28 protein-coding genes and 1 pseudogene are annotated in these 25863 nt (G+C 69.3%); 15 read left to right on the top strand and 14 right to left on the bottom strand.

The features are described 5' to 3' along the window. Positions 1 to 73: 73 nt before the first annotated feature. The 5 genes from IE267_RS08455 to IE267_RS08475 are packed head-to-tail and all read left to right on the top strand — an operon-like array spanning position 74 to position 7152. Complete coding sequence (locus IE267_RS08455) at positions 74 to 1285, top strand: type II secretion system F family protein (RefSeq protein ID WP_189762669.1); 1212 nt, start codon at positions 74 to 76, stop codon at positions 1283 to 1285. Continuing rightward, a complete protein-coding gene (locus IE267_RS08460; RefSeq protein ID WP_167161173.1) occupies positions 1282 to 1710 on the top strand; it encodes a type II secretion system protein in 429 nt (142 codons plus the stop codon). The genes IE267_RS08455 and IE267_RS08460 overlap by 4 nt, the downstream gene beginning before the upstream one ends. Continuing rightward, the gene (locus IE267_RS08465; protein WP_189762670.1) at positions 1707 to 2231 is read left to right on the top strand and encodes a type II secretion system protein; all 525 of its coding nucleotides are present in this window, start codon (positions 1707 to 1709) and stop codon (positions 2229 to 2231) included. Before IE267_RS08460 ends, IE267_RS08465 begins: the two co-directional genes overlap by 4 nt. Then, positions 2228 to 6043: a hypothetical protein gene (locus tag IE267_RS08470; protein ID WP_189762671.1), complete on the top strand. Its 3816-nt coding sequence runs from the start codon at positions 2228 to 2230 to the stop codon at positions 6041 to 6043. The genes IE267_RS08465 and IE267_RS08470 overlap by 4 nt, the downstream gene beginning before the upstream one ends. After that, the gene (locus IE267_RS08475; protein ID WP_229860871.1) at positions 6040 to 7152 is read left to right on the top strand and encodes a type IV pilus twitching motility protein PilT; all 1113 of its coding nucleotides are present in this window, start codon (positions 6040 to 6042) and stop codon (positions 7150 to 7152) included. The genes IE267_RS08470 and IE267_RS08475 overlap by 4 nt, the downstream gene beginning before the upstream one ends. 61 nt (positions 7153 to 7213) lie before the next feature. Here the strand turns inward: IE267_RS08475 and IE267_RS08480 are convergent, their stop codons facing one another. Continuing rightward, the gene (locus tag IE267_RS08480) at positions 7214 to 8407 is read right to left on the bottom strand and encodes an amidohydrolase family protein (protein ID WP_189762672.1); all 1194 of its coding nucleotides are present in this window, start codon (positions 8405 to 8407) and stop codon (positions 7214 to 7216) included. A gap of 37 nt (positions 8408 to 8444) precedes the next feature. Here IE267_RS08480 and IE267_RS08485 point away from each other — a divergent pair, with 37 nt between their 5' ends. The 4 genes from IE267_RS08485 to IE267_RS08500 all read left to right on the top strand — a co-directional run bounded on the left by IE267_RS08485 (position 8445) and on the right by IE267_RS08500 (position 12261). Then, a complete protein-coding gene (locus tag IE267_RS08485) occupies positions 8445 to 9218 on the top strand; it encodes an NAD(P)H-binding protein (RefSeq protein ID WP_189762673.1) in 774 nt (257 codons plus the stop codon). Further along, positions 9215 to 10309, top strand: coding sequence for a hypothetical protein (locus tag IE267_RS08490; RefSeq protein WP_189762674.1), 1095 nt, complete (start codon positions 9215 to 9217; stop codon positions 10307 to 10309). Before IE267_RS08485 ends, IE267_RS08490 begins: the two co-directional genes overlap by 4 nt. A 295-nt stretch (positions 10310 to 10604) precedes the next feature. Then, positions 10605 to 11048 (top strand): hypothetical protein, encoded by a 444-nt coding sequence (locus tag IE267_RS08495; protein ID WP_229860875.1) that lies wholly within the window; start codon positions 10605 to 10607, stop codon positions 11046 to 11048. 397 nt (positions 11049 to 11445) lie between these two features. Beyond that, positions 11446 to 12261: a class I SAM-dependent methyltransferase gene (locus IE267_RS08500; RefSeq protein ID WP_167161817.1), complete on the top strand. Its 816-nt coding sequence runs from the start codon at positions 11446 to 11448 to the stop codon at positions 12259 to 12261. Positions 12262 to 12518: 257 nt separating this feature from the next. Here IE267_RS08500 and IE267_RS08505 read toward each other — a convergent pair whose 3' ends face one another. From IE267_RS08505 to IE267_RS08515, 3 genes are all read right to left on the bottom strand, one after another. After that, positions 12519 to 13085 (bottom strand): GNAT family N-acetyltransferase, encoded by a 567-nt coding sequence (locus tag IE267_RS08505; RefSeq protein WP_189762675.1) that lies wholly within the window; start codon positions 13083 to 13085, stop codon positions 12519 to 12521. Positions 13086 to 13227: 142 nt separating this feature from the next. After that, complete coding sequence (locus IE267_RS08510; protein WP_189762676.1) at positions 13228 to 13842, bottom strand: hypothetical protein; 615 nt, start codon at positions 13840 to 13842, stop codon at positions 13228 to 13230. A 92-nt stretch (positions 13843 to 13934) separates the two neighbouring features. Then, a complete protein-coding gene (locus IE267_RS08515; protein ID WP_189762677.1) occupies positions 13935 to 14072 on the bottom strand; it encodes a hypothetical protein in 138 nt (45 codons plus the stop codon). A gap of 66 nt (positions 14073 to 14138) precedes the next feature. Here IE267_RS08515 and IE267_RS08520 point away from each other — a divergent pair, with 66 nt between their 5' ends. The 3 genes from IE267_RS08520 (at position 14139) to IE267_RS08530 (ending at position 16268) form a co-directional block, all read left to right on the top strand. Beyond that, positions 14139 to 15029 (top strand): SDR family NAD(P)-dependent oxidoreductase, encoded by an 891-nt coding sequence (locus IE267_RS08520; RefSeq protein ID WP_189762678.1) that lies wholly within the window; start codon positions 14139 to 14141, stop codon positions 15027 to 15029. Positions 15030 to 15094: 65 nt separating this feature from the next. After that, positions 15095 to 15673, top strand: a complete 579-nt coding sequence (locus IE267_RS08525) for a TetR/AcrR family transcriptional regulator (protein ID WP_189762679.1) — start codon at positions 15095 to 15097, stop codon at positions 15671 to 15673. Positions 15674 to 15746: 73 nt separating this feature from the next. Beyond that, a complete protein-coding gene (locus IE267_RS08530; protein ID WP_189762680.1) occupies positions 15747 to 16268 on the top strand; it encodes a cupin domain-containing protein in 522 nt (173 codons plus the stop codon). Positions 16269 to 16495: 227 nt separating this feature from the next. On the opposite strand, the gene IE267_RS08535 is transcribed toward IE267_RS08530, so the two are convergent. Further along, positions 16496 to 17368: a helix-turn-helix domain-containing protein gene (locus tag IE267_RS08535; RefSeq protein ID WP_229860876.1), complete on the bottom strand. Its 873-nt coding sequence runs from the start codon at positions 17366 to 17368 to the stop codon at positions 16496 to 16498. 120 nt (positions 17369 to 17488) lie between these two features. On the opposite strand from IE267_RS08535, the gene IE267_RS08540 reads away from it, so the two are divergent. From IE267_RS08540 to IE267_RS08550, 3 genes are all read left to right on the top strand, one after another. Further along, on the top strand, positions 17489 to 18265 hold the full coding sequence (locus IE267_RS08540) for an alpha/beta fold hydrolase (RefSeq protein ID WP_189762682.1): 777 nt from the start codon (positions 17489 to 17491) through the stop codon (positions 18263 to 18265). A gap of 328 nt (positions 18266 to 18593) precedes the next feature. Then, complete coding sequence (locus IE267_RS08545) at positions 18594 to 19610, top strand: WD40 repeat domain-containing protein (protein WP_189762683.1); 1017 nt, start codon at positions 18594 to 18596, stop codon at positions 19608 to 19610. Between the two features lie 394 nt (positions 19611 to 20004). Next, positions 20005 to 20292 carry an SH3 domain-containing protein gene (locus IE267_RS08550; RefSeq protein WP_189762684.1) on the top strand — a complete coding sequence of 96 codons (288 nt, stop codon included), beginning with the start codon at positions 20005 to 20007 and terminating at the stop codon, positions 20290 to 20292. An 85-nt stretch (positions 20293 to 20377) separates the two neighbouring features. Here the strand turns inward: IE267_RS08550 and IE267_RS40575 are convergent. The 9 genes and pseudogenes from IE267_RS40575 to IE267_RS08590 form a co-directional block, all read right to left on the bottom strand. Then, a pseudogene (locus tag IE267_RS40575) lies at positions 20378 to 20581 on the bottom strand (IS5/IS1182 family transposase); the annotation flags it as partial. Further along, complete coding sequence (locus tag IE267_RS08555; protein ID WP_444545456.1) at positions 20539 to 21204, bottom strand: IS5 family transposase; 666 nt, start codon at positions 21202 to 21204, stop codon at positions 20539 to 20541. The gene IE267_RS08555 and the pseudogene IE267_RS40575, both read right to left, overlap by 43 nt. Then, positions 21125 to 21523 (bottom strand): hypothetical protein, encoded by a 399-nt coding sequence (locus tag IE267_RS08560; RefSeq protein WP_167161161.1) that lies wholly within the window; start codon positions 21521 to 21523, stop codon positions 21125 to 21127. The genes IE267_RS08555 and IE267_RS08560 overlap by 80 nt, the downstream gene beginning before the upstream one ends. A 409-nt stretch (positions 21524 to 21932) precedes the next feature. Next, on the bottom strand, positions 21933 to 22301 hold the full coding sequence (locus tag IE267_RS08565) for an ANTAR domain-containing protein (RefSeq protein WP_189762686.1): 369 nt from the start codon (positions 22299 to 22301) through the stop codon (positions 21933 to 21935). Between the two features lie 172 nt (positions 22302 to 22473). After that, entirely contained in the window at positions 22474 to 22899 is a 426-nt protein-coding gene (locus IE267_RS08570; protein ID WP_229860878.1) for a hypothetical protein, read from the bottom strand. Continuing rightward, positions 22899 to 23519: a hypothetical protein gene (locus IE267_RS08575; RefSeq protein WP_189762687.1), complete on the bottom strand. Its 621-nt coding sequence runs from the start codon at positions 23517 to 23519 to the stop codon at positions 22899 to 22901. The genes IE267_RS08570 and IE267_RS08575 overlap by 1 nt, the downstream gene beginning before the upstream one ends. Positions 23520 to 23704: 185 nt before the next feature. Further along, positions 23705 to 24067: a PRC-barrel domain-containing protein gene (locus tag IE267_RS08580; RefSeq protein ID WP_189762688.1), complete on the bottom strand. Its 363-nt coding sequence runs from the start codon at positions 24065 to 24067 to the stop codon at positions 23705 to 23707. Between the two features lie 213 nt (positions 24068 to 24280). After that, the gene (locus IE267_RS08585) at positions 24281 to 24448 is read right to left on the bottom strand and encodes a hydrophobic protein (protein ID WP_189762689.1); all 168 of its coding nucleotides are present in this window, start codon (positions 24446 to 24448) and stop codon (positions 24281 to 24283) included. 474 nt (positions 24449 to 24922) lie between these two features. Then, on the bottom strand, positions 24923 to 25399 hold the full coding sequence (locus tag IE267_RS08590) for a VOC family protein (protein ID WP_189762690.1): 477 nt from the start codon (positions 25397 to 25399) through the stop codon (positions 24923 to 24925). Positions 25400 to 25863 lie beyond the last annotated feature (464 nt).

Below are 25863 nucleotides of genomic sequence, written 5' to 3' on the forward strand. Positions count from 1 at the left end.
CGGCTCGCTGAACACCACTCCCCCAGCACTGACGACACGAACCTCTGACACCGGAAACCAGGAGGGCATCGGCATGGCCACCTTCAAGTACGTCGCGCTCGCCCCGGACGGGAAGCGGGCCTCCGGCGTGCTCACGGGCTCCAGTGTCGACGGCGTGACCGACAACCTGACCCGGCAGGGCTACGACGTGCAGTCGGTCAAGGCCTCGGGCCGCAACCTGCTGCAACTCGAACTCACCGCGGAAAAGGTCGACTTGGTCGAGCTGAGCAACTTCTCCCGCCAGATGGGCGCCTTCATCAAGGCCGGAGTGCCCATCCTCGACGCCTTGGAGATCATCCGCGCCGAGACCAAGGACAAGAAGCTGGTCAAGGTGCTCGTCGACGTCATGGACTCGCTGCGATTCGGCGAAAGCTTCGCCGTCGCGATGGCCGCCCACACCACGGCGCTCCCGCCGTTCTACATGTCCGTCCTCCGCTCGGCGGAGGCGACCGGTGAACTCGACGTCGTGATGGCCCAGTTGGCCCGGTACATCGAGCGCGACGTCGAGGGCCGGCGCAGCATCCGCTCCGCCCTCACCTATCCGGGCCTGGTGATGGGTCTGGCCCTCGCCGTCGTTCTCGTCCTCGTCATCTTCGTGCTGCCCCGCTTCAAGGTGTTCTTCGACTCCTTCCACGCGGAACTCCCGCTGCCCACCCGGATCTTGTTGGGCTTCACCGACTTCGTCACCGTCTGGTATCCGCTCATCGTCGGCGTGCTCGTCGCGCTCGTCGCGGCACTGATCGCCGGCTTGCGGACCGACCGGGGGCGAGTCCTGCGCGACCGCTTCCTGCTGGCGACGCCGGTGGTCGGCGATGTGGTCCGCTTCATGGTCATCGAACGGTTCTGCCGCATCCTGACCTCGATGATCAAGGCCGGGGTGCCCATCCCCGAGGCGCTCAGTCTGGCCGGCTCGGGCACCAACAACCTGGTGTACGAGCGGTCCATCGGGACGGCCCGGACGGAGATGCTCGAAGGCGGCGGCATCTCCCGGCCGATGGCCCGCACCAAGCTGTTCCCCGGGGCGGTCACCCAGATGATGCGCGTGGGGGAAGAGACCGGCACCCTCGACGACCAGCTCGAGAACGTGTCGGAGTTCTACGAGAAGGAACTGCAGCACAAACTCAAGCGGATGACCAGCCTGTTCGAGCCGACCGTGGTGATCATGGTCGGGGTCGTCGTGGGGTTCGTGGCCGTCGCCCTGATTTCGGCGATCTACGGCGTCTACAACCAGGTCAACGTCCAATGACCGGCCCGGCACGCCGCCTCCGCCGCGGCGAAGAGGGCGAAACCCTGGTGGAGGTTCTCGTCGCCGTCGTGCTCATGGGCGTCGCCTTCGTGACCATCCTCGGGGGCATCGGCACCGCGATCATCAGCTCGGTCACCCAGCAGAAGGTGACCAGCACGGACTCGGTCATCCGCAGCGCCGCCGAGAAGGTCGTCAGCGACCCGTACGTCTCCTGCGCCGATGACTACGAGACCTCGACGCCCCCTACCGCGTACACCGTGACCCTCAAGATCGAGTACTGGGACGGGGTCGGCGCGTTCATCCAGTCCTGCCCGACGGCCGATACCGGAGTACAGAAGGTGACGCTCACCGTGCAGCAGACCGGCCCGCACTCCGTGAGGAACGCCACGCTTGAGGTGGTCAAGCGGGAGTCGATGCCGTCATGAGCAGCCAACGGGCAAGCCGGCGACCCGAGTCGGGGTTCACTCTGACCGAGCTGCTGGTCACGATCGTCATCGTGGGCATGATCGGGGTGCTGCTGCCCGAGGCGATCGTCCTCGGGCTGCGGTTCACAGCGGGCACCGAGAAGCGGGTGGCCGCCACCAGCGCCGTGGGCACGCTCAACCGCTACTTCTACGGCGACGTGCAAAGCGCGGACAGCGTCACGACCGATCCCGCGTGTGGCGTCGCCGACGTGATCGTGCACCTGAGCCGGCCCGGCACCGACGTCGTCTACACCTTCGACCGGCCGACTGGCGCTCTCAACCGGGTGAAGTGCACCGACACAGGCGCCGTCACCACGTTCCTCGGCAGGCTCGACAACGCCACATCGACCCATCCGGTGACTCTGAGCTGTGGTGCCGAGACCTCGTGCGCCTCGCCCACGGAGGTAACGCTGACCGTGCAGAGCGACCCCGCCGTGGCCCCAACGGCCCTCACCGCCGTCCGACGATCGAGCGCGTCATGACCGGCCGCCCGCATCCGCGCCGCCTGCGCGACGACGAGCAGGGCGCGACGCTGATCCTCGCGCTGGCCTTCGTCGTCGTCTTCGGCCTGGTCACCGTCTCGGTCCTGTCTTTCGCCGGCACGGGACTCAAAGCCGCGGGCGCGTACGTGGACCAGGGCAAGCGGAGCTACAGCGCGGACGGTGCCACCCAGCTCGCGATCAAGAACTTCTCGCAGGGCAACCCGTGCGCCGACTACACCGCCCCGCCGATCAACGGCCAGCAGATGATCGTCCATTGCGACCCCCTCAACGCGTCTCCCGCAACCACGCGTGCGGCCCAACCGCAGGACGCGCTGACGAGTCTGGGCAAGGCGGCGAAGGACGGCATCAACGTGACCACGCACGGCCTGCGCGTGCAGGGCGGCGTGTTCTCCCGCACGAACATCACCACCGGCGCGGGCGCCTCAGGCGTGGTGTCGGGCGACGTGTCCGCCGTCGGCGACTGCTCCAGTGCGGTGTCGCAGACCCAGCTTCCCCCGACTCAGACGCCGTATGCGCACGCCTGCGCCAACGACACCCCGTCGGCTCCCGCCGACGAGGTCCTGGGCGCCGACCCGGACTACACCCCGCCCGCCCCGGCCGTCCCGGTCCGGCGGACGGTGCCCGCGTGCCCCAGGTCCGGTTCCTGGCTGGTGCGGTTGCAGCCCGGCTACTACGACGACGCCCGCGCCCTCAACCGGCTCACCGGTGGTGATTGTCCCGACATCGTCGTGTGGCTGCGGCCCGGCCTCTACTACTTCGACTTCACCTTCACCGGCGGCAGCGCCATCTGGACAGTCGCCGACCCCACGGTCAGTGTGGTCGGCGGTACGCAGGCCGGCTGGGATCCCGGTGCCCCCGCCCGCCCGACCGTCCCCAACCCGGGCGCATGCGACAAGACGCGGCCCGAAGGCGTCGAGGTCATGATGGGCGGCGGCAGCCGACTCCAGGTCGACCGCGGACACGTCGAACTGTGCGCCCCGGTGACCCCGGGCGCGCAGCAGATCGCGGTGTACGGAGTCCAGCCGCCGAAGCCGAACCGCCCACTGAAGCCGACAGCGGTGGTCGCGAACACCGGCTTCGCCAACCCGGGCCATGCCCTGACCAGTGGTGAACGGCCGACCCTGCCCGGGTGTTCGCAGCCAACGGGCACCGCGAACTGCACGGCCGACGCCGTCCTCGACCGGACGAAACGCCGATCGGCCTCCCTGCAGCTGGCCGGCTTCACCCCGCAGGTGCCGCCCGGTTCCGTCATCACCGGCGCGACGCTGCATGTCAGGCACGAGGACGACGGCAGCCTGACCGCCCCCGACGCGTTGAAAGTCACCACCGCCGTCGGCGGGGACACCTGCCACACCGACAGTCCGGCCCGGCACACGGTGCTCGCCACGGACGCCCCCATCGACCTGCTGGACGCGTGCGGGCTCACCGACCCGGCTCGGCTCACCGGGCTGACCGTGACCTACGCCGCCACCCTGGACAGCGACGGCACCACCGCCACGGAACGCCTGGACGGCATCTGGCTGGAGGTCGCCTACCGCACACCGACCACGTTCAAGCCGACCGCCGTGACCGCATCGACCGGATTCGCCGCTTCCGACAACGCCCTGGAGATCGGCGAACAGCCGACATCGTTGGTGGCCGGTGCCGACCTCACCACTGCGGCCCCGTCCGCCTCGATCACCCTGGCCGGGTTCGGCCGGCCGCCCCTGCCGCCCGGGTCGACGATCCACTCTGCCGTGCTGCGGGTGGCCCATCAGGAGACCGGCGACGCGGCGGCGCCCCGGATCGACGTCAACCCCGCTGCTGGGGGCGCCAGTTGTACCAATCTGCCGCTCACCGCGCGGGCCGTCCCGGGCGACGACCGGGTCGACCTGATGGCCTGCGGCATCACCGACCCCGCACAGCTGACCGGCCTGACCGCGACCTACGCCGCCGGGCTGGACGAGGACGGCACGGCAGGAGCCGATTCGCTGGACGGCATCTGGCTCGAAGTCGTCTACGATCCGCCGCCGCCCCGGCCGGCGACGACCGCGGAGTCGACGGCGTTCGTCGCCGCGACGAACGCCGAGGCGATCGACGGCGTCAAAACAGCCCACGCCACACTCGACCCGGTCACAACACCGACCGCCACCATCGCCCTCGGCGGTTACGACTCCCCCGCGGTGGCACCCGGCTCGGTCCTGGACGGGGCACTGTTGCACATCGCGCACCGCGACGACCCCGGGGCACCCGGCGGACCGCCGCCGACGGTCTCGGTCACCCTGACCGGGCCCGGCATACCCCGCTCCTGCACCACCTCGCAGAACCTCGCCGTACACCAGAACGCCCTGGCCACCGACACCCTGGACCTGGCCGCCACCTGCGGGCTGACCGACCCCGCCCAGCTGACCGGCCTGGTCGTGACCTACACCGCCACCCTCGGCGCCGGCAGCACCACCGCCACCGATCAGCTGGACGGCACCACCCTGGAACTGGCCTACCGACCCCCCGTCCCGGTACGGCCCACCACGGCGATCAGCACCACGACGCCCACGGCCTCGGCCTTCCGCGACCCGAAGAACGCTCAGGCGATCGACTCCGCCGCCTCGACCGCGACGCTCACCTCGGCCACTTCGTCGGCGTCGATCCGGCTCGGCGCGTTCGCGATGCTGCCCCTGCCTGCGGGGGCCGTGATCGACAAGGTCGTGCTGCGCGTAGCGCACCAGGACGACGACACCACCCCGGCACCTCCCTCCCCGGCGGAGCCACCCGCGGCCGAGCTGAACGTCTCCGGCACCGGCACCGCCTGCGACGCGAGCCATCCCCTGACCGCCCATCAACGGACGCCCGGCGTCGATGTGGTCGATCTCGGCGCCTGCGGGGTCACGAACGACGACCAGTTGTCCAAGCTCGCTGTCGACTATGCGGCGAGGCTGGGCGCGGGCAGTACCGCCGCCGTCGACCAACTCGACGGCGTAGAGCTGGACATCGTCTTCCGGTCTCCGTCCATCAGGGCCCTGTCCGGCTGCCTAACCGCGGTCTCCGGTTGCGCGGTGCTGAAGTCGACCGACGACTCAGACACGACCACCGATCACAGTCGCCTGGTGATCAACGGCACCGTCTACGCCCCGACTGCTGCCGTCGACCTGTCGATGAGCCAGGTCGGTTCGCAGGTCGTCACCCGCGGCATCATCGCCCGGACCATGGATCTCGGCATCAGCCCGGCCGCCGGATACCTCCGCCCGGTGATCGGAATCCCACCCGAGCCGGTGCTGTTCACGACCTACCCTGCCGTGATCGCGAAACCCGCGTCGGTCACCGCGGTCACCGGGTTCACCACCCCCGCTTCCGGCGCACCCGTCGACGTCACGGACGCCACCATCCCCGGCGGTGGCCGGGCGTCCCTCACTCTCGGCGGCTACTCCCAGCAGGCACCGGTCGCGACCGGCCCGCTCGACCACGTCGTCCTGGAGGTGGCACACCGCGACGACGGCGACGTGCAGTCGGTGAAGCTGTCCGTGGACTTCACCGGCAGCAGCTGCACCGGTGTCGACCACTCACTGGACGTCCCGGTCCATCTCGGATCGAGCGGCCCGGTGACCGACCGGTTCGACCTGGCCGCGTGTGGCCTGACCAAGGCCTCCCAGTTGGCCGGGCTGACGGTGACCTACACCGTCGGCGCCGGGAGCGGCGGCGCGACCGAGCACCTCGACGGCACCCGGATCGACCTGTTGTCCGGCCCGCTCGTCCGGGCCGCCGTGTCCTTCGACGGCCACGCCGGCACCGTCAAGGAGTGGACGGTCCTGCCATGAGGAAGCACACCCCGTTGGAGGCAACCATGTCCGGGCCAAGTGCCGCGACCATTGACCACCTGCTCGTCGAGCTGTGGAAGCGGGGCGGCAGCGACCTGCTGCTCACCACCGGATCGGCGCCGTTCCTCCGCATCGACGGCGCTCTGCGACCGGTCGAGGGGGCGCCTCTCACCGAGCCGGAGGTAGATCGCCTGGTTACCGGGGTGCTGGGCGAGGAACTCACGGAACGGTTCCGCCGCGAGAAGCAGGTCGACTTCGCCTTCAGCTGGGGGCAGAAGGCCAGGTTGCGTGGGAACGCTTTCGTGCAGCGCGGCGCGTCGGCGCTGGCTCTGCGGATCATCCCGTTCGACGTGCCGTCGTCCACGCAGCTCGGGCTCCCCCCGGCCGCCATCGGGTGGGCAGGCCTGCCGCGCGGGTTCGTGCTGGTCACCGGGCCGACCGGGTCGGGCAAGTCGACGAGCCTGGCGGCGCTCCTCGATTACGTCAACACACACCGGTCGGTGCACATCCTCACCATCGAGGACCCGATCGAGTATCTGCACCAGCACAAGCGCTCGGCGGTCAACCAGCGCGAGGTCGGCACGGACACCGACTCGTTCCCCGCCGCGTTGCGCTCGGCCCTGCGCGAGGATCCCGACGTCCTGCTCCTCGGCGAGATGCGCGACCCGGAGAGCATCTCCGCGGCCCTGACCATCGCCGAGACCGGGCACCTCGTGTTCGCCACCCTGCACACCAACGATACGTCGCAGACGCTGGACCGGATCGTCGACGTGTTCCCGGCCGAGCAACAGCCGCAAATCCGGCTGCAATTGGCGCACACTCTGGTCGGCATCCTCAACCAGACGCTCATCCCCCGGATCGGCGGGGGCCGAGTGGCCGCCTTCGAGGTGATGGTAGGCACGTCGGCGATCCGCAACCTCATCCGCGAAGGCAAGACCCGTCAGATCCGCAACATGATCGCGACCGGCCACCGTGACGGAATGCAGACCCTTGAGACCAACATCAACGCCTTGGTCGCGGCAGGCACCATCGCCTATGAGGAGGCCGTGCTGTGCACGGCACACCCGGAGGACATCCAGCGGCCCCCCGTCCCGGTCGGCGGCATCTGACCGTCCGATGGGAGCCGCCCCGAATAGGCTGCCCGGCCAACTTCGCTTCTGTTGAAGCGAGTTACTTCCGTTCGGGCGCTGTCGTGGTCTCGTGGCAGCGGCCGGACGCGAACACGGCCCTGACGTTCTTCAGCGCGTCGAGGTCCGAGAGCGGATCGCCGTCGACCAGGACGAGGTCCGCGCTGTAGCCGGGCGCGATCCGCCCCGTCGAGGCGCCGAGCCCCAGCGCCTTGGCCGCCCCGGACGTCGCCATGTCGATGATCGAAGCATTCGCCAGACCCAGGTGGGAGTAGAACGACAGGGCTTGGACGAAGCCGTCGAAGCCGGACCGCTGCACCCCCGCGTCCGTTCCGGCCACCAGCCGAACGCCCGCTTCAGCCATCCGCCGAACCTGATCGAACATCGCGCTCGCCCGCTCCTCACCGAAGAAACGGGGCAGCATTCGCCAGTGGGGGCTGACCGCCGGACAGACCGCGATGTCCTGGTCGACGATCTGCCGCACCACATCCGGGCGAAAGTCGAGGCCGTCGCCCGTCAACCACGTGCAGTGCTCGATCGTGTCCACGCCTGCCGATACGGCCGTGGCGATTCCGTCGGCACCGTGCGCGTGAGCCGCGACGGGGACACCCGCCTCGTGGGCCTCGTCCACGAGGGCGGCCAGTTCCTCGACGGTGAACTGGGACTCGTGGCTCTTGGGGCCGTCCTTCGTGAGTCCGCCGCCCGTGACCATGGCCTTGATGACCCCGGCGCCCGCTGCGAGGTTGCGTCGGACGAGGTCGCGGATCTGAACTTCGCCGGAGACCGCACCGCCGAGGAAGTGGCAGTGCCCGCCCACGGTGGTCGCGGGTGTGCCGGCCGACACGATCCTCGGCCCCGGCGTGCGACAGCCGCGGATCTCCGCGGCCAGACGAAGTACGAGCCCGTCCCGGTCGCCGAGATCTCGGACCGTCGTGACACCGCTGAGCAGGAGCTGTTCCGCCCGACGTCGCATGTCTTCGAGCAGGACCTCATCCGTCGAGCCCTGGAGGGTTGACACGGGGTCGGCGCCGGCGTCGAAGATCAGGTGGACGTGCGCATCGATCAGCCCCGGCAGGACCGCTCCGTCGAAGGCGAAGCGCGGTACCTCGGGGCCCGCCTGCTGCTGGACCTCCTCGCACGTCCCGACAGCGGCGATGGAATCGCCCTCGACGAGAACGGCACCGTTCTCCAGATACGTTCCCGTCCCGACCAGCACTCGTGCACCGGTGATCAACATCTTGTCTCCTCGCCCGTCACGAATCTCGTGACGAATCATGCGGCATCTCACACCTCGCCCTACAGCGCCATCGGTTGGGACCCGACCGGCCGGCGCTCGCTTCCCAAACCATCACGCGAGGGGATCGCCCGACGGAGTTCAGGGTCGCCCCCCGATCCTGGCAGAGGCAACGGAAGAGTTGGCGACCGCCTTTGGCAGCGTGGACGCCATCGTGTTCACTGCAGGGTCCAATGGCGGCAGCGTGGAGGACACAAAGGCGATCGACGGCAATGGCGTCACGAAAGCGATCGAGGCGGCCCACCACGCAGGAGTGTCGCAGTTTGTCCTGGTTTCAGTGCTCCCGGAGTCCTGGCGGGAACGCGACCTCGGCAGCGAAGTCGAGTACTACTTCGCCGTGAAGAAGGAAACGGACATCGCGCTCACCCGCAGCGACCTGGATTGGCTCGTCCTGCGCCCGTCACTGCTCGTCGACGATCCCGGAACGGGCACCGTTTCGCTCGGACCGGCTGAGTTCCTCGGACAGATGTCTCGTGCCGATGTCGCGGAAACGCTGGCCGAGTTGCTGCACGAACCCCGCATCGGTCGGCAGATCCTCGAACTCAACACCGGTACCGTCCCGATCCGAGACGCCGTGAAGGCCGATGTTCGTCGGCCCTGGACGCGGCGGCCTCCGATCACCACTGACCCGCCCGACGAGTGCTTGCGCAACGGTCACGGAACCGGGGTGGGCGCACCGTTTGCGATCCCGGCACGGGAGATCATGCTGAGGTCTACCGGACGTCACCTGGGCCCAGCACAATCTCCGGCATGACGATCACCACCGGTGTGCCTGCGCCCACGCGCCACACTCCCCTCGCGCTCGCACGAGGGTTCCTGACCGGCGGCGTGGTCGGCACGTCGCTGGCCGCACTCGTCGTGGGCGGGATCACCGCCAACGCACCGCTGTTCACCACCGGACTCGTGCTGCCCGTGGTCTACGGACTTCTGTACTTCCTCGCCGGCAGGCCCAGGCGTGCCCGGGAGGCGGCGGTCGTGCCCCGCACGGCACTCGCGACGATCGAAGGCCTGAAAGCCATCGGGGGCGAGTCGAGCGACATACCCGTGCGGTTCGACCTCACCGTCGTTCCGGACGACGGTCCCGCGTTCCGGGTGGAAGCCACGCAGGACATCAACCTCGTGGACCTGGGGGACTACCGTCCGCGCGACGTCGTGGTGGTCCAGTACCCGGCCGACCGGCCGTGGCGCCTACGGATCGTCAGGCGGCCGACGCCCGAGTGGGAGGACCGGGCCGCCTCCGCCCGCCTGGACGCGGTGCCTGAGGCGGCCAAGGTGGCCGCGCCCCCGGAGGGCTGTGCGTTCGGCTTCATCCTGTTCCTCGGTCTGTTGGCCGGTGCGGCCGCCGTGGTCCTGCTGTTCCGCTCGGACCTCTTCGACCGGGACGACACCGCAGAGCCGCCTTCGGCCATCAAGCCGTCCGTGTCCTCCACGTCGTCGACCACGGTGGTGTCGTCGGCGTCCGGAACGGTTGCCCTGGGGCCGGGCCAGTCCTTTCTCGACAAGGGTGAGCTGGAGCGGGCTGTCGGCTCGCTCACCAGAGGTGAGGACTCACGTCAGGCACTCACCGTCGTCGTGCAGGAACGCCTCCTGTCGGTCGTGTTCGCGCCGACGGGTGCACAGGTCCCGGGGCTCGACCTCAAGGCGCTGCCCTACGACCGTTTCCCGGCCCTGGTCACGGAGGCCGGCACCACCCTCGGTGTCCGCGATCCTCGATCCTGGCAGATCGTCACCGACCGTCTCGCCGGCCCCGTCGTCATCAGGGTCGTGGTGACCGGGCCCGAGGGAACGGCGTCCCTGGAGGCGGACAGCCAGGGCAAGGTGGTGCGGCGGTTGCCCGCACGGTGACGCGGCGTGGGCCCCCACTTGGCGCGGTGTTTCCCGCAGGCACCGGCAGGAGGCTGCCGTTCTCATGGGGGCGCGCAGTCAGCTCGGCGCGCGCTCGGTCCGCTCCCGCGCGCCTGCGGGGTCACCACGGCGCGCCATAACGGTTCTTCGTGGGTCGAAGTGGCCGAGGCAGGCTGGTCGGCGGACGGCAGGCGGCGGCGCGCGGAGAAACACAGATGGCAGTTGCTCAGCCGCGGGCCAACCCGGCTGTCGACACGGCCACTTATCCTCCGCTCGAACGCCAAGGAGCAGAACGATGACCCGCATTGCCCGAGCCCTCTCCCTCACATTGGCGACCACGACGCTGACCACGGTCGCCTTCGCCACCACGACAGCGACCGCACCTGGCGCGATGGCTGCGGGCATCACCTGCGTCGGCAGCTCGTTCTCGGCGACCCTGAACATCAACATGGCGATCTGTCACAGCGGCTACACCGTGACGATGCAGGACAACGGCGATCTCGTGCTGCGACGCTCCAACGGCAGCGCCTGCTGGGCCAGCGGCACCCGCGCGCCTGACGCCTCGGCCACGTACAACATGACCGTGGCCGGACCGCCCTACATCCAGATCAACAGCGTCTCCAGGGGGAAGATCGGCCGGGTCATGGGTGCGCACAACTACGCCCACATGGGCACCAGCGCCAGTGTCAACAACAAGGGCGAGTTCTGGGTCGGCTACAAGAAGGTCGGCTGGTGCTGACCGCTGGGCCCCAACGGCCGTGACGCACAGCGCGGGTGACAACGGCCCCCACTTGCTCGGACCGTGAGTACGCTGTCCGGCCCGCGCCCAGCGGAGGGGCCCGCGCACCCTCTGCCCATGTCACCGATGGCATTCGTAGATCGCCCGTGTACATCCCACGCCTGATGGTCGCGACAAGAGGTCCGAACCTCGGCCGATGGGCGAAACGGTGTCCGGAAAGGCTCTCGACACACTGCGGAAGTCGCCGGCCTGCGCGCCCCGACCTCCTTTGAGGCCGGCTGCGAATCGTCGGTTTTCGGTGGGATTCACTCAACCCACTCCCCTCATGAGGCCCCTGAAATCGGTCATCTAGGCTGGCGTGGTGACTGATGAAGAGGAGCGGGTGCGGCCATCGGGCGTGTGGGCCACCGCGGTCGGGGTGGCCAGGGTGCGGGCGCTGGAGAGCGAGCGGGAGAACGCGTTGTTCCGCGACCCACTGGCCCGGGCGTTCGCCACCGCCGGTGGACTGTGGCCCGCCTCGTCGCCGCTCCCCGCGGACGAGGCCGCGCGACGCCGCCGACTGGCCGTGGCGTTCTCCATCGTCATCAGGACGAAGTTCCTCGACGACCTGTTGCAGCAGGCCGCCGCATCCGGCGTCCGCCAGGTCGTGCTGCTCGGCGCCGGCATGGACAGCCGGGCCTTCCGGATGGACTGGCCCGACGGCACCAGGCTGTTCGAGGTCGACACCGCCGCGCCACTGGCCTTCAAGACTTCGGTGCTGCGCCAGGAGCGGGCCGTCGCACGCTGCGAGCGGATCACCGTCGCAGTGGATCTGCGTGAGGACTGGCCAGGCGCGCTGGCCGCCGCAGGGCACGATCCGACCGCGCCGACCGTGTGGATCGCCGAAGGGCTGCTGATCTACCTGCCCGAGGACGCAGTCGAGCTCCTGCTCGCCCGGATCGGCGCGCAGTCGGCGGCGGGCAGTCGGCTGGGGCTGACATTGGGCTCCCGAGGCGTGATCGAACGCTTCGGCGCGGACGCCACTCCGGGATCGGCCGCATCCATGTGGGTCTCGGAGATGCCCGACGATCCGGTGGCCTGGCTGGCCGAGCACGGCTGGGACGCCTCCAGCCACACCCTGCGTGAACGCGCAGCCGCGTACGGCCGCCCGATCAGCACGCCGCCGCAGCATGATGAAGGCCCCGGCGGACTGGTCTCGGCGGTCCGCCCATAGACCGCCTCGGGCGGTCAAAGAGCAGCGCAGTGCCCGTGAGTTCCGGATGGCGGTGGTTGCGCCCCCTCGGACTCCGTACCCTTCCGCAAGCAGCGGCCGCCGCGATCTTCAGCCGGTTCGGCAGGAGCCCCGTCCCCGCCACCGAGCGTGCCCGCGGACCGGCCTGACAGATCACGGGCGGCGCCACTCCCGAAGTCCGCTACGGCGTCGACGAGTTGCCGCTCGCCCTTGCGGAGCGCATCGCGTTCCTACCTTGGCTACTGCCGCTGCTCCCACTGCTCCTGGGTGATCTCGTACCGCACCCCGCCCTGCTCGGCCCCTTCGACCCCCTCCATGTCGGAGGGGGTCGGGATGACTTTTACGAGCGTCATGGCGAGCTTTTCCATGACGTTGCGCGAGCCACGGTTCACGTACATCGTCTCGGCCCAGACCCGCCGCACACCGAGCGCGCTAAATGCCTTGTGCAGCAGGGCCCGCGAGCCCTCGGTGGCGAAACCCCGGCCCCAGGCCAACTGCCGCAGCCGGTAACCGAGTTCGACCTCGTCCCGTGGGCCCTCCCTCCCGGGACGCAGGATGAACCAGCCGATGAAGGCGCCGTCCTCCTTCGCGTGCGCCGCGAACAGCCCCAGATCGCCGCCCCACTTCTCGTAACCCGCGAGAATCGCCGGAAGGTGCTGCTCGCGAATGACCTGCGGTGCGGTCGGCACCCCGCCGCTCAGGAAGCGCATCACCGCCGGGTCGCTGTCCAACTCGATCAACAAGTCCGCGTCGTCGGCGGTGAAACGGCGTAGCGCCAGACGGTCGGTCTCCAGACAGATGTCCATGAGCCGATGATCCCGGATCCCAGTCGCACGGCCGAACGGTTTTCGTGGCGCTCGGACCCACCCGGCCGAGTCACAACGACGAGCCGGGCTGACGACCCGCAGGGCGGATACATGGCCATGGAGACCCATACCGACCCGCCGATCACGCCGGGCCCGTGCGCTCGACGGTGGAGACGACCCGTACGAGGGCCGGGGCGGCAGGGGCCGAGCCGAAACCGAAACGCACGGGCGGGGAGACGGGGGCCAGCGGGCCGAGGTCGCCTCCGTCGAACCGGGCCCGGGCCGTGACGATCGGCAACAGGTCGCAGGCCGCGTACCACTGACGGCACCCCGGACGGGAGCTGCCCCGGGTCCGGACACCGGCCATCAGCCGGGCGGGCCCGTCCGCAAGCGCGGCCCACAGCGGCCTTCTGGCCAGCGGGCGCGGCACCGCGCGCAGGGCAGTTCCCAGAACTCCCCGACGCCCTACGGCGAACCGCAGGTCGAGCGAGCCCGCCGTCACGTCCCATACGCCCTCGCGGACGTCCACCTTCACCTCAACGCGTCGGACCTCGTCGAAGTGGTAGACGGCGGAGACGTACTCGGCCGTCGCGGCGCTCGGCGCGAGGAGCAACCGCCAGCCGTCGGCGCGCTCCAGCATGACGTCGCTGAACGCACCGAACGGGGACCGGGGCCAGTGGCCCACCACCACGCGCGTGCCGGAAGCCGTTCCCACAGCAGCGATCCATCCATCGAAGGTCAGACGTTCGGTATCCATCCCGCCTGCATACCTCACGCTCCTCCCCGCCGCCTGTTCGGCGCCCCGATCAGGTGCCCCAAGCCGGCACCAGGGCCGAATCCCACGCCTCCTCAAAACCCTTGCGGGGGCGTCTGCTTGGCGCCGACCACGTCCCGCACGACCACGTCGAACACGGCTTCCGGGACGGACCGGTCAGCCGTCACCGTCACCGCCGCCGCCGCCGCCGCCGCAACAAACGGATACGTCATCCGCTTCCATGCTACTGTCCAGGCCAAGCGGATTATCTATCCGCTTTTCCGATGGAGGGGCAGCACATGGCAAGAGCAGCCGTGGTCACAGCGGGGACGGCCGGCATCGGGCTCGAAACGGCCCTGGGGCTGGCGGGCGCCGGGTTGTCGGTCACTGTGGTCGGACGCGACGCCGACCGGGGCGCGCGAGCGGTTGACCGAATCAACGGGGCGAATCCCGCGCATCCCGCACGCTTCCTGGCCGCCGACCTCGGCTCCCTCGGGCAGGTCCGCGAACTCGCCGGCCGGATAGCCGCTGAACACGCCTCCCCCGGCGGACAGTTGACCGTACTGGTCAACAACGTCGGGGCGATGTATCCGGAGCGACGGACGCGCGACGGCATCGAAGCGTCGTTCGTCGTCAACCACCTCTCGCCCTACCTGCTGACGGAACTGCTTCTGCCCACGCTGACGCACGGGGCGCCCAGCAGGATCGTGAACGTGACGTCGAGCGCCGTCGCACTCGGCAAGCGCGTCTTCGACGCCGTGGACCCGCCAGGCGGCTACTACGGCTTCCACCGGTACGGCCGCGCCAAGCTCGCCAACCTCGCGTACACGCTCGACCTGGCCGCGCGGCTGGACGGCACCGGAGTCTCCGTCTTCGCCGCCGATCCCGGAGGCGCCGCGACCGACATGACCAACGGCACCCTCACCGATCCGAGGATCGTCTCGCCGGCCCTGCGGCTGCTCTGGCCACTGGTGCGCCGCAGATTCGAACGCTCCACCTCGGGCCCGGCATCCGCGGCCGCACGATCCTCGATCGTTGCCGCCATCGACGACAGCCTCGAAGGCCGGACCGGCATCGTCATCGGAGCCCGGGCCCAACCGGTTCCGGCACCGCGCGCCGCGACCGACCCCCGCATCGCCCGGGACGTCCGCCGACTGAGCGAACGCCACGCACCGCTCACGACCGCCTGACCCGACGGTCGGTGCGCGCGGTGGCGGCGCCAGACGGATGAGTCATCCGATTAGCATGGGCCCCCATGACGACTCCCCTACGCAAAGACGCGGCCCGCAACTGGGAACGGATCGTCGCCGTCGCCCGTGCCCTGGTCGATCAGGGTGTCCCCCTGCAACTGAACGACGTCGCGGGCCGCGCCGGGCTCGGAGTCGGCACCGTCTACCGGCACTTCGCCACCCCCGAGGCGCTACTGGAAGCAGTCGCCGCCCCCTGCCTGGAAGCGCTGACAGCCTGCGGCCGGCAGGCACTGGCCGACAGCGACCCATGGCGGGCGCTCGAAGGCTTCCTGTTCCGCACGGTCGAAGCCCAGGTCACCGACGCGTCCCTGGCCCCGGTCGTCGCCGCCACCAGCGACGCCCTGACGCATACCACAGAGCTCAAAAGGGACCTTGCGTCGACCGGCACCGCTCTCTTGGACAGGGCCCGCGACGCCGGGGCGGTCCGCTCTGACCTCACCGCCGCGGACCTCGTCCCGCTCATGTGCGGCATCGCCCACGCGGTAGACATCCGCGGAGGCAAGCCTGCCGATCGCATCGCCACCGCGCACCGCTACCTGGCCACACTCTCCGAAGGACTGCGGGCCGCACCACAGCAGTCGTGAGACCAATTGGCCCAAGGTTTCTACGCTCAAATGGCCTGGCTGGACTGCCAGTTCGACCCATAGAGTCATGATCATGACCGAAGACACATGCACAGCCGCCCATCCCTCCGTGCCCGCCCAGGCGTTGCTGACCCGCTCCGAGGAGGCCGAGACCTGCTCCGATCCGAGCAGTGTGATGACACTCCTGGGTGAGTCGGACAGCCACAACGGTGGGTTCACGAGCTACCGCTCCACGTTCGCCAAGGGTGCCGTCGGCGCACCGGCCCACTTCCACACCAAGGCGACGGAACTGTTCTTCGTGATCAGCGGATCCTTGCGAGTCCTGGTGGGCGAGGACGTCACCGTCCTGAACGCGGGGGACTTCCTGGCGGTCCCACCACACACCCCGCACGCTTTCGCCGCGGCTCCGGGCTCCGAGGCGGACGTCGTGTTCGTCTTCACCCCCGGCATGGGCCGGTTCGACTACCTGCGCCTGTTGAGCCGTGTGATGCGGGGCGAAGCCGACCCCAAGGAGATCGCCGAATCCTCGGAGCGCTTCGACAACCACTACGTCGACAGCCCCGTATGGCGCGCCGCGCTGGCGGACACGGCATGATCAACGCCACGACCCATGTTCGCGTGGCTCGTCCCTGGACGAGGCACTCATCGGTCGACTGATCACTGCGGGGGCCCGCCGAGTTGCCGCACAAGCCGCATGGGGATGAGCGCGGGGTGACGATCACCGATCTCGACGGCTGCCGCCTCGTCCCGTGCTCGCGCACCCGGGTGGACCGGGCACGGGAGGGGTCGGCCGGGACGACCGGTGAGGCACGCCCTGTGTGGTCAGGACATGGGTCCGTGTCCGTCATCGTGCGGGCTCGTGCGACCTCGCTCCACGGTTGCTGCTGTCTGCCACGCGCCCGGCCGCATGCCTGTCGCCTTCTGAAAGAACACCGAGAAGTTGGACGCGTCCGGGAAGCCCAGCGTGCGGGCGCAGTCGGCCGCGGTGAGGCGCTCGTGCGCCAGGAGCCGTTTGGCTTCCAGGACGATCCGATCGACGATGTATGCCTTGGCAGTGCGGCCGGTGACCCGCTGCACCGCTCTGGACAGGGTGCGGGGCGCGTATCCCAGAGCCCGGGCGTAGTAGCCGGCGTCGTGGTGTTCCCGGAAGTGCGCTTCGACGCTGGACCGAAACAGCCGGAACACCGGGTTCGTCGGCCCCGCTTCGCCGGGCAGCGGACCGAGCCGGGCGATGAGCGCGGAGAGCAGGATCTCGGGCAACTCCATCATCGCGGCTGCGGGCGGGGCTGATGCTTCGAGCAGGAGATGGGTCAGCGCGGCGTCGACGAACGGCCAGTCCGCATCGCCGATGTTCCACTGCGCGGTCAGGTCCGGGAACGCGGCGAGCTCTCGGGTGGCAGGGGTCACCGGTGCGGTCGGGACGAACAGCACGATGTGCCCCGTCACGTTGGCGATGTCATCCCACCGGTGCACCGCTCCGGGCGCGACCCACACCGCGGACCGCGCCCGGAGCGGGTGCCGGAGAAAATCGACGGTGACGCACCCTCGCCCCGCGTCGACGACGGCCAGAACGTGGAAGTCGGCGCGCTGTGTGCCGCCGTCGTTCAGCTCGCGAAGGCGGTCGAAGGACATGGCCTCCACAGCAGCGGCAGCGCGCCCCACGGGCTGGTAGGTCATCTGACGGATCACGCTCACATGTCCAGTTTCCACCATCGGCCGACCAGTCGTGCCGATGCCCCGGGAAGCCCCGCGGAGATTCAATTGCCAGGTGGAGGAACCCGCCTCCGCCCAGGAGAGTCGAACGAGGGAATGACGATGACGACGGCACAGCAGCAGCTACTGCCCGCTTATGACCACCGGCCGGGGACCGGACCGACCTTGGTGTTCCTGCACTATTGGGGTGGTTCCGCCCGCACCTGGGACCTCGTCGTGGACCGCCTCGCGGGCCGTGACGTCCTTACGCTCGACTTCCGGGGGTGGGGTCGCTCAAGCAGCCTGTCCGGCCCCTGCACACTCCGCCGGCTCACGGAGGACACGCTCGCCGTCATCGCCGATGCAGGCGTCTGCGACTACGTCCTCGTCGGACATTCCATGGGCGGCAAGGTCGCGCAGCTGATCGCAGCGACGCGACCTGCCGGTCTGCGAGGGATCGTCCTCGTCGGCCCCGCCCCGGCAAAGCCCGCAGCGGGAATCACCCTCGAATACCGCGAAGCCCTCTCCCACGCCTACGACTCGGACGAGTCCGTCGCCGCCGCGCGGGACGCCATTCTCACCGCCACCGAACTGCCGGATGAGGTCAAGTCGCAGATCGTGGCCGACTCGCGTTCCAGCAGCGATGCGGCCCGCGTAGAGTGGCCGCTGCACGGCATCGCGGAGGACATCACGGAGCACACCCGCATGATCGGCGTGCCAGCGCTCATCGTTGCCGGGGAGAACGACCACGTCGAGCCCGCCGACGTCCTCCGCGACAACTTGATGCCCTGTCTGTCCGATGCCGCCCTCGTGGTGATCCCGGAATCGGGTCACCTGATTCCCCTGGAAGCTCCGGCCGATCTCGTCGACGCGATCACCGCGTTCGCGCCCGCGTCTTGACCGGTGCGCCCATCGCACGCTCCGGCAGGGTCGGTCCGCCGATCACTCAGCGATGCCACCCGCCGGCAGCCGCATCGATGTCACCCGCCGGCAGCCGCATCGATGTCACCTGCCGGCTGCCTTCCCTTCCCCCGGCCACATTGACCGGTTGCCGTCTTCTCCGGCCTCCGCGACGGCACCAACACCGGGTACCCGGCGTAGCCTGACCCCCGCCATCGCGACAACGCGGTGGAAGCGTGGGGGAGGATGCATGAAGTCCCTTGGTTTCAGAGCCCGTTGGTGGGCCGTGCTGTTATCCGCCGGACTGCTGATGGCCTCCGGTGCCGGCGTGGCGCAAGCGCACCCGCACCCGGATGCCGAGAGCGTCACGCGCCTGCCTGGGTCCCAGTACGCGGTGCCGCCGCTCGTCAGCGCGGACGGCTCCAGGGCGTACGTCGCGTCGATCGACGAAGTCGGCACCTCGCTCGACGTCGTCAGTACCCGGACCGGGAAGATCGCCGCGCATGTGGCCACGAGCAGCGGACGGTGGGCCGGTCCTCTGTTGTTCGGTGCCGGGGGCAAGCAGATCTATCTGCTCACCGAGGGCACCCTCAATGTGTTCGACACGGCCACCAACACCCTGCGCGGCAGCTTCCCCGTGCCGGATCAGCCGCGGCCCGAGGGCTCGAACCCCGGTTCGCTGTCGCGCGCGGCCATCAGCCCGGACGGGGCCTCGATCTATCTGAGCCAGACCGGTCCGGACAACGGGGCCCAGAGCACGGGGCCGTCCCGGCTGCTGGTGTTCTCCACGGTGCGGCAGGCGTTCACCACGACGGTGCCGCTGCCCGGCGAGAGCCCGCGCGCCGTCGTCGCCCGGCCGAACGGCAAGGACATCTATGTCAGCGGCGACGTCGGGCTGATCCACCTGGACGTCTCGACCGGCACCCCGACCCTGTTGCGCACCCTGTCGGACACCGGCTTCGTCGACGAACTGGCCCTCACTCCCGACGGTCGCCGCCTGTACGCCCTGAGCAAGCCCGACGGTCACGCGGTCCTGGTCGACCTCGACAACGACCGGGTACTGACCACCATCGACTTCCAGTCGAACTACCAACCGGTCCTGAGCCCGGCCGTGAGCCGTGACGGCAGCCGGTTCTACGTTCTCGAGGACGACCACCGCAGCGTGCCGAAGGTGCTGTCCTACAAGACGGCGACCAACACCCGCGTGGCCCGCGAGACGGTCACCGGCTTCGACATGGAGCGGGGAACGGGTCTGACCCTGGGGCCGGACGGCGAATCGATGTACGTCACCGGCGTGAACTACGCCAACGATCCCGGAGCGTTCCTCCAGATCGTCAACTTCTGACGACACGGCCCGGATCCCCGGCGGTCCGGGCCTCGACCGGTGGGCGCCCAAATCCCCCTCCCCCAGCAGCGACGAATCACCGTGGGCCGTTGACGGTGGTTGAAGGTGCTGGTGTCGGGCACGCAGACGAATGACGCGTTCCAGTGCTGCGGAATGCGGGCTGCGGACAACTGGTCGCGGGTTGCGGGTTGCGGGTTGCGGGTTGCGGACTACCGTCGAGCGGAGCGCCGCAGCTGGCCTGATCTGCGCCTTCCGATTGCCGAGTTGTTGCGAAGCGTCCGTATGCGCTGGCGGCTCTTCTAGGCTCGCGGCACACGGGGGTCTTCACCATCTGCTCGTCTCAGCCTGCCTCATGGCGGCCCAGTTTCATTGACCAAGGAAACGCGAGGAAGAGATGACCTCTACGCCTGCCGAGCCCTACGGGACGGTTGTGAGTGAAGTCGGCGCGCATGTAAGGGAGTTCCCCAGCACCGACTCCTCCATCGTCGGCTCCCTGACCAACGGTGCCAAGGTCGGTTTGCGATCGAAGGTGCGGGCCCAGGACATCGACGGCAACAACATCTGGTACCTGCTGCGGGACCGCAACGCATGGATCGCGGCCCGATACGTGAGCAACACCGGCTCGGTGAAGTGGGCCAAGGACGCGGCGCCGGGCGAGGCCGGCGAACAAGCAGCCGGATAGCAGTCCGCTATCCGCCCATCCCGCCTGGCGGTCAACGCGTCGAGGCCGTCAGGCCTCTCCGGTCCGCGAGGTCAGCCCGCTGACGGCGTCGGCACCTGCGGAAGCAGGCCGGTGGTCTGCCGCCAGCCGGTCCGCGCCGTCGGCGGTTGGCCTGCTGGTCGGCCCGTTCCGGAATCACGTCCCGGATGTCGCGTCTGCGCAGATGGTCGCGGATCACGCGGGACGAGTACGCCTTGTCAGCCAGGATCAGGTCCGGCCTGGTGCAGGGCCGTCCCAAAGAGCGGGGAACGCACAGACGGGCCATGACATCCGTGAAGGCCGGTGCGCCTCGGCCTGACCGGGGCCGAGGACGAACACCAGCGGCCGGCAGTGGCCGTCGGCCGCGAAGTGGATCATCGTGGTCAGGCCGCCCCGGGACCGGCCGACGGCATGATGGCCCGGCTCTCCGGCCGGGGCCCCTTTTTGCGGGCTCCGGCAGCGTGCTGGTGAGCGCGCACGATCGTGGAGTCCACGGACAACGGCCCAGCTGACGTCTTCGTCCGCGTCGGCCTGCGCCACCAGGGCGGTGAACACCCGCTCCCACGTGCCGTCGACGGCCCACATCCGCAGCCGGTTGTGGATACCCCGCCAGTTGCTGTACTTCTCCGGCAGGTGCACCCACTGGGTACCGGTCTGGAACTTGAAGGCGATCTCGTCGATCGCCTCACGATGGCCCCGCCACCGGCCAACCCACTTCGACGTCCGGTCCGAGAGCAACGGCTCAATCCGCGCCCACTGCGCATCAGTCAACGGCACACCCGGACCAACGACCGAGTGGTCCAAACCAACTCGCCTAGGGGTTGAGGCGCTTGCGGACCTGCTCCATCGCCGCCCGTCCTTCAGGGCTCTCGTATGCCCGCATGAGCGCCTCATAGCTCGGATTGACGAGGGCCGCGATGCTGTCCCGCACCTCAAGGACCCAGTTGGGCTGGGCGGACGCGGCCCAGGAACCACGCTCCGCGAGACGACCACTGGCGGACACCTCGTACAGGCGGACCTGGACGACGGGGTCCGATTCGCCGATGACCGAAAGAACCCAATCGCCGGGCGAAAGGTCCATGCGGGTACCGAAGTTGGCGTACAAGCCGTCGAAGGCTCGCCTGCCGCTCTCCGATGTGTCGACCGACGACAGCAGCATGAGCCAGTCGTCCCGCGCTGGCCTGCCGAGCCCGGTGGGCATGTTGACCATCATGGATCGAACGGTAGCAGCGACGCTTTCGCGGAGCCATCTTCCAGTCTGAACTGCCTTGCACAGCCTGCCACTTCGGGCGGCTGAGGTCGCGTGCCGGCCATCCGGTCCCGCTCAGCCACGCCGGCGGAGACCGGCGCCCGACGGCGCCCGCACCGTGCCCCAGTCTTGCCGCGACTTGGCACCAGGCAGTTTCGTTTGGATCACCGGGCGGCCCAAAGGAAGGTGCGGGCGCACCCGGTCCAACGACCGACTGATCCAAACGACAGGGACGAGCGTGAGCAACCGAGGGCCGCAAAGCTCGGCGCCCGCTGGCCCTCGGCGGCCTCCTGGACAGGGCCCGGATCTTCCGGTGGGACACGGCTTCCGTCGTGCCGCCGACGGACGGACCACCGATCGTGCCGATGACCTGTCAGTGTCGCTCCGTGGCGTGGAACCTGCGCAGAGCGCGGCTGAGCTCGTGCCGCATTCCGTCGGGCAGTGCCTCGCCCTCGCCGCCGGCCACCAAAGCCGCGGCCACCACGCGCAGACTGACATCGCAGTGCTGCGCGACGTCGACCAACAGGGTTCGAGCTCGCCGCCCGGTGCAGGGCACCAGGGCGCTCACCATGCCGAGCGCACGCTCGATCACCATCCGGCCCGCGGCCGTGCGCCGCAACTTCTCGTTCTCCGCGCGGAGTTCGGCCAGTTCGCGACCGGCTGCGGCATCCGGTCCCGACAACTCGACCGTCAGCTTCCACCACTCCTGCCGCTCCCCATGCGTGGTGACCGTCCGATCCATGCAGTCCGCCTCACCGTGAGTTCCGCTGACACCGGGGAGCTGATGCCCGCCCCGGCACGGTGGCCCTGCGCGCCCCGGCGGCCGATCCCCCTGAACGTTCATGACTTCCGCACTCCGACAGGGCGGCGACCCCGCTCGGAGCAGGCCGCTGGAGGCACGGTGTGCTTCGCCTCTACAGCTGGAGCAGATGTTCCGTGATCTCCCGGTACTGCTGCAGAGCGACCCGCAGGTCCTCCGTTTCGGCCTGGGTGTCCTGGCTCTGCCAGTTCGCGCGGAGGGCGCATTGGCGTTCCCCGAGCGCAGCATTCAGACGGCTGACGACCTCGTCGAAGGTGCCGTCGGCCTCCTCGACGGCGTGGCGCGGGCTGTCGATGAAGTTGTTGACGGCTTGCTGGAGGCGGACGGAAAGCTTGTCCCGTTCACCGGCCGGGAGCAGCTGCGGCTCGAAACCCGCGCTGCGAGGCAGGCCGTCGGATCCGGTGAAGGGTGCGCGCGGGTCGGGGGCGGGACCGGGCGCGGGAGCATGCGGAGCGTGCTGCTTGAGGGGTTTCGAGCCGGGGGCCGCGGGCTGCTGTGCGCGTTCGGCGTCGTACGTCATCAGAGGGTGCTTCCCTTCGCGTGGTGCCCGCCGGGGGCCTGGGGTGCCGCGTCACGGCCTTCGCGGTGGTGCGGGCGGTGCCGGGCGGAGGGGGCGGGTTGCCCAGTGGTCAGCGCGGTCACGAGGCCGCGGGCCCGGATCATGGCCTCGCGCATTTCTTCGGTGCTGCCGCGGCCTTGTGCCGTGGCGTGCAGGTCGCGGTAGCCGCGGACGTGTTCGCTGTGGTGGACGGAGAGCGCGGCCATCTGGTCGTCGAACTGGTCGCCCGGCGGGAAGCCACGGTCCTCGGCGAGCCGCGAGAGCAGCATGTCCGCTTCGGCGACGGCCTTGTCCGGCGATTCGACGAAATTCTCCTGGATACGGGCCCACTGGGCGCGGTATCGCTCGCGCAGGTCGGGCGTCAAGGACCTTTCCTCGAGGGAGCCGTGCCGCCGCACCCGCTCGCCGAGTTCCGCTTCGGCCGCCTTGGCGTCGCCGCCGTGGAGCTGGACGGCATGGCCGTACTCGGGTCCGAAGCGCTTTTCCAGCCCCCGCCCGCCGCGTTGCCCGAAGCCGATGACGAGGACGGCAGCCACGATCACGACGACCACGGCCACCATCACGAGCACGAACATCAACATGACACGCCTCTCTGTCGCGCGAACGGGGGCGGTTCGAACGGACCGGCCGGTGGCCGGGTACCGGAGACCGGGTGCCGGAGGGTCCCAGAGGCCGGGGGCCGAAGACCGGGTGCCGGAGACCGGGTGCCCGGCCGGTTGGGAACCCGGCACCCGGTCCTTGTTCCGGCGGGGAGGCCGGGATTGGCTCACATCATCTGGGGCGGTCGCGGGCGGCCGTAGTAACTTCCCACCTCCTGACGGTAGTCCGGGTCACCCAGGTGCTTCTCCTTGTTGAACTCCGGGGCACCCTTGATCTGGTCCTTGCTGCGGTCGACGTAGATCTTCTTCTCCTCGGGGTCCACACGCACCACGACCCCGGCGGGCAGCAGGACCTCCTTGCCGAAGATCCAGGTTCCGGTGTCGACGACGATGTACGCGGCACCGACGTCCTCGGAGTGCTTGTCGACCTTGCCGATGCTGCCGTCACTGGCCTCGACCTTGTATCCGGTCAGGTCCATGCCCGTCTGGTAGGCGGCCATCGACCGGTAGCCCCACACGTTCTCGTCCACGGAAGTGCTCCTTCTCGTCGGGGTTTGAGCGGGGAGGGAGATGTGCCTTGTTCCACGCGGCTGTCCCTCGGTCGCGCGGGAGTTCGCTGTGCGTGGGTGTTGGTTCCGGAAGGCGCCCTTGGTCGTCTCGTCGGCCTGCTTGAGGTTCCTACCGGCCTGTTCGCGACGTCCTTCGCGCGTGAGGTGCCTGTTTACCGGCGGGCCGGCCGGCGGCTACCTGTGGCTGCCGGCGGAGCGGCCCGAGCCCATGCGGCCACGCATGAGGAAGCCGATGACCCACAGGACCAGCAGCACTGCGGCTACGTACCACAGGAGGTGCAGAGTGAAGCCGAACCCGAACAGTGCCAGGACCAGCACGATCAGAACGATCCAGAGAAGCATGGCCGAACCTCCCGTTCGCAGGAGTGCACTCTGCGTTCCGCGGGGTCCCGGCGAAGCGAGTGGCGGGAGGTCGCGTCCCGGAAATCCCGGTACGTCATGGCCCAGCGCCCACCCGCCAGTGAACGGCCGTCCGCGTCCGTTGTCAACGGCTGCGTTGCGACCGGCCCCACCGGACGCAGTCCGCTACGACTACGAAGCGACCGGCTTCGCCGACACGGTGGCCCGCCAGCCAGCTGGCCACGGACTGCGCAGTCTTCCCGTGCCCGTCCGGCCCCCTGCCCGGCCCCTCCGCCCTGCCATGTCCGACCATTCGGCTCTGCCTTCTTGGGGGCAGCCTCACAGCGGACACCGCACGCGTTTGGACCTTCGCCGAGCAACACATCGAGGACGAGACGCGACGTCAGTGGCACCTGCGGCAGATCCAGGGCTCGGCCACCAGGCCCATGGTGGTGGTCCGGTCCTCCGGGTCCGCGACTATTGGGTGGAAAGCCGCGCGATGATGCGCCTGCGGGCCGTCTCGTCCAATTGCAGATAAGTCACCACCACAGGGATGTCGCTGGGGTCGCGGCCCTCCGCCCAGGTGAACCCGTCGTCGCTCTCCGTGCCGAGGTAACCGTCGCGGTCCTTGAGTACCTGTTCGCAGTGGTGCAGGGCGGAGATGTCCGGCGCAGTCCAGATCAGAGACTGCACGCCGATGCCATCGTGCTCGCACGGGTCGCCCTTGCCGAGGGACCGCAGGTACAGCTCAGAGCCCGCGTCGCTCACCAGGAGGACCGCGTCCCGTGTGCCCATGACGACCTCAAGGCCCAGGAGTTCGCGGTAGAACCCGATCGATTCACCGAGGTCCGACACGTACAACACGGCTGACGCCAGCCGCATACCGGATATCGGAAGTGCGTCATCGCGCCCTTCCTCCTGCGCCTGCTGCGGGGCATTCGGGCTGGTGGTCATTGGCTACTCCTCTATGGGGTTCACAACCGGTGTCCGACACGCGGGTGGCGGCCGGACCGGCCTCTACGGTCCCCGGGTGCGGAGGGGGAATGGCGCGGGTGATGCTTGATGGCCCCGGCGACGTGCGATTGTGGCGCTTGCCCGTGGCCGGAGTGAGCTGACGATTGGTCATGTTGCTTACGGGCAAGCGATTTCATGCTTCTGGCGCGTCAGCCGAAGATGTGGCCTGTGTGCCTCGAAAAGGTCCACAGGGCGACGAGACCCGCTGGGGGCCAGAGCCGGATACGCCGGGTCGGGCCGCCATCGAAGAGGATCGGAGCGAGCACGACTAGAAAGAGTCCAATGCGCCACGGCCGGGCCTCCGGATCGGAAAGGATGTTGTCGATTCCGCGGGGTCCGGGCGAAACGGCAGGGCGGAAGCCTTGCCCCGGTTGCCGGAGCTGCATGGCCCTACCTCACGCCCG

It is taken from the genome of Streptomyces xanthochromogenes, from assembly GCF_014650455.1.
Classification (GTDB): Bacteria; Actinomycetota; Actinomycetes; order Streptomycetales; family Streptomycetaceae; genus Streptomyces; species Streptomyces xanthochromogenes.

Excerpts from the sequence above, each read along its gene's own strand:
- IE267_RS08465 (WP_189762670.1), top strand. The coding sequence starts at position 1,707 with ATGAGCAGCCAACGGGCAAGCCGGCGACCCGAGTCGGGGTTCACTCTG.
- IE267_RS08585 (WP_189762689.1), bottom strand. The coding sequence starts at position 24,448 with ATGCTTCTCTGGATCGTTCTGATCGTGCTGGTCCTGGCACTGTTCGGG.
- IE267_RS08560 (WP_167161161.1), bottom strand. The coding sequence starts at position 21,523 with ATGATGGTCAACATGCCCACCGGGCTCGGCAGGCCAGCGCGGGACGAC.
- IE267_RS08570 (WP_229860878.1), bottom strand. The coding sequence starts at position 22,899 with ATGACGTACGACGCCGAACGCGCACAGCAGCCCGCGGCCCCCGGCTCG.
- IE267_RS08565 (WP_189762686.1), bottom strand. The coding sequence starts at position 22,301 with ATGGATCGGACGGTCACCACGCATGGGGAGCGGCAGGAGTGGTGGAAG.
- IE267_RS08490 (WP_189762674.1), top strand. The coding sequence starts at position 9,215 with ATGACGATCACCACCGGTGTGCCTGCGCCCACGCGCCACACTCCCCTC.
- IE267_RS08550 (WP_189762684.1), top strand. The coding sequence starts at position 20,005 with ATGACCTCTACGCCTGCCGAGCCCTACGGGACGGTTGTGAGTGAAGTC.
- IE267_RS08460 (WP_167161173.1), top strand. The coding sequence starts at position 1,282 with ATGACCGGCCCGGCACGCCGCCTCCGCCGCGGCGAAGAGGGCGAAACC.
- IE267_RS08530 (WP_189762680.1), top strand. The coding sequence starts at position 15,747 with ATGACCGAAGACACATGCACAGCCGCCCATCCCTCCGTGCCCGCCCAG.
- IE267_RS08520 (WP_189762678.1), top strand. The coding sequence starts at position 14,139 with ATGGCAAGAGCAGCCGTGGTCACAGCGGGGACGGCCGGCATCGGGCTC.
- IE267_RS08575 (WP_189762687.1), bottom strand. The coding sequence starts at position 23,519 with ATGTTGATGTTCGTGCTCGTGATGGTGGCCGTGGTCGTCGTGATCGTG.
- IE267_RS08455 (WP_189762669.1), top strand. The coding sequence starts at position 74 with ATGGCCACCTTCAAGTACGTCGCGCTCGCCCCGGACGGGAAGCGGGCC.
- IE267_RS08480 (WP_189762672.1), bottom strand. The coding sequence starts at position 8,407 with ATGTTGATCACCGGTGCACGAGTGCTGGTCGGGACGGGAACGTATCTG.
- IE267_RS08510 (WP_189762676.1), bottom strand. The coding sequence starts at position 13,842 with ATGGATACCGAACGTCTGACCTTCGATGGATGGATCGCTGCTGTGGGA.
- IE267_RS08505 (WP_189762675.1), bottom strand. The coding sequence starts at position 13,085 with ATGGACATCTGTCTGGAGACCGACCGTCTGGCGCTACGCCGTTTCACC.
- IE267_RS08525 (WP_189762679.1), top strand. The coding sequence starts at position 15,095 with ATGACGACTCCCCTACGCAAAGACGCGGCCCGCAACTGGGAACGGATC.
- IE267_RS08495 (WP_229860875.1), top strand. The coding sequence starts at position 10,605 with ATGACCCGCATTGCCCGAGCCCTCTCCCTCACATTGGCGACCACGACG.
- IE267_RS08485 (WP_189762673.1), top strand. The coding sequence starts at position 8,445 with ATGCGGCATCTCACACCTCGCCCTACAGCGCCATCGGTTGGGACCCGA.
- IE267_RS08470 (WP_189762671.1), top strand. The coding sequence starts at position 2,228 with ATGACCGGCCGCCCGCATCCGCGCCGCCTGCGCGACGACGAGCAGGGC.
- IE267_RS08590 (WP_189762690.1), bottom strand. The coding sequence starts at position 25,399 with ATGACCACCAGCCCGAATGCCCCGCAGCAGGCGCAGGAGGAAGGGCGC.
- IE267_RS08475 (WP_229860871.1), top strand. The coding sequence starts at position 6,040 with ATGAGGAAGCACACCCCGTTGGAGGCAACCATGTCCGGGCCAAGTGCC.
- IE267_RS08515 (WP_189762677.1), bottom strand. The coding sequence starts at position 14,072 with ATGACGTATCCGTTTGTTGCGGCGGCGGCGGCGGCGGCGGTGACGGTG.
- IE267_RS08540 (WP_189762682.1), top strand. The coding sequence starts at position 17,489 with ATGACGACGGCACAGCAGCAGCTACTGCCCGCTTATGACCACCGGCCG.
- IE267_RS08555 (WP_444545456.1), bottom strand. The coding sequence starts at position 21,204 with ATGAGGCGCTCATGCGGGCATACGAGAGCCCTGAAGGACGGGCGGCGA.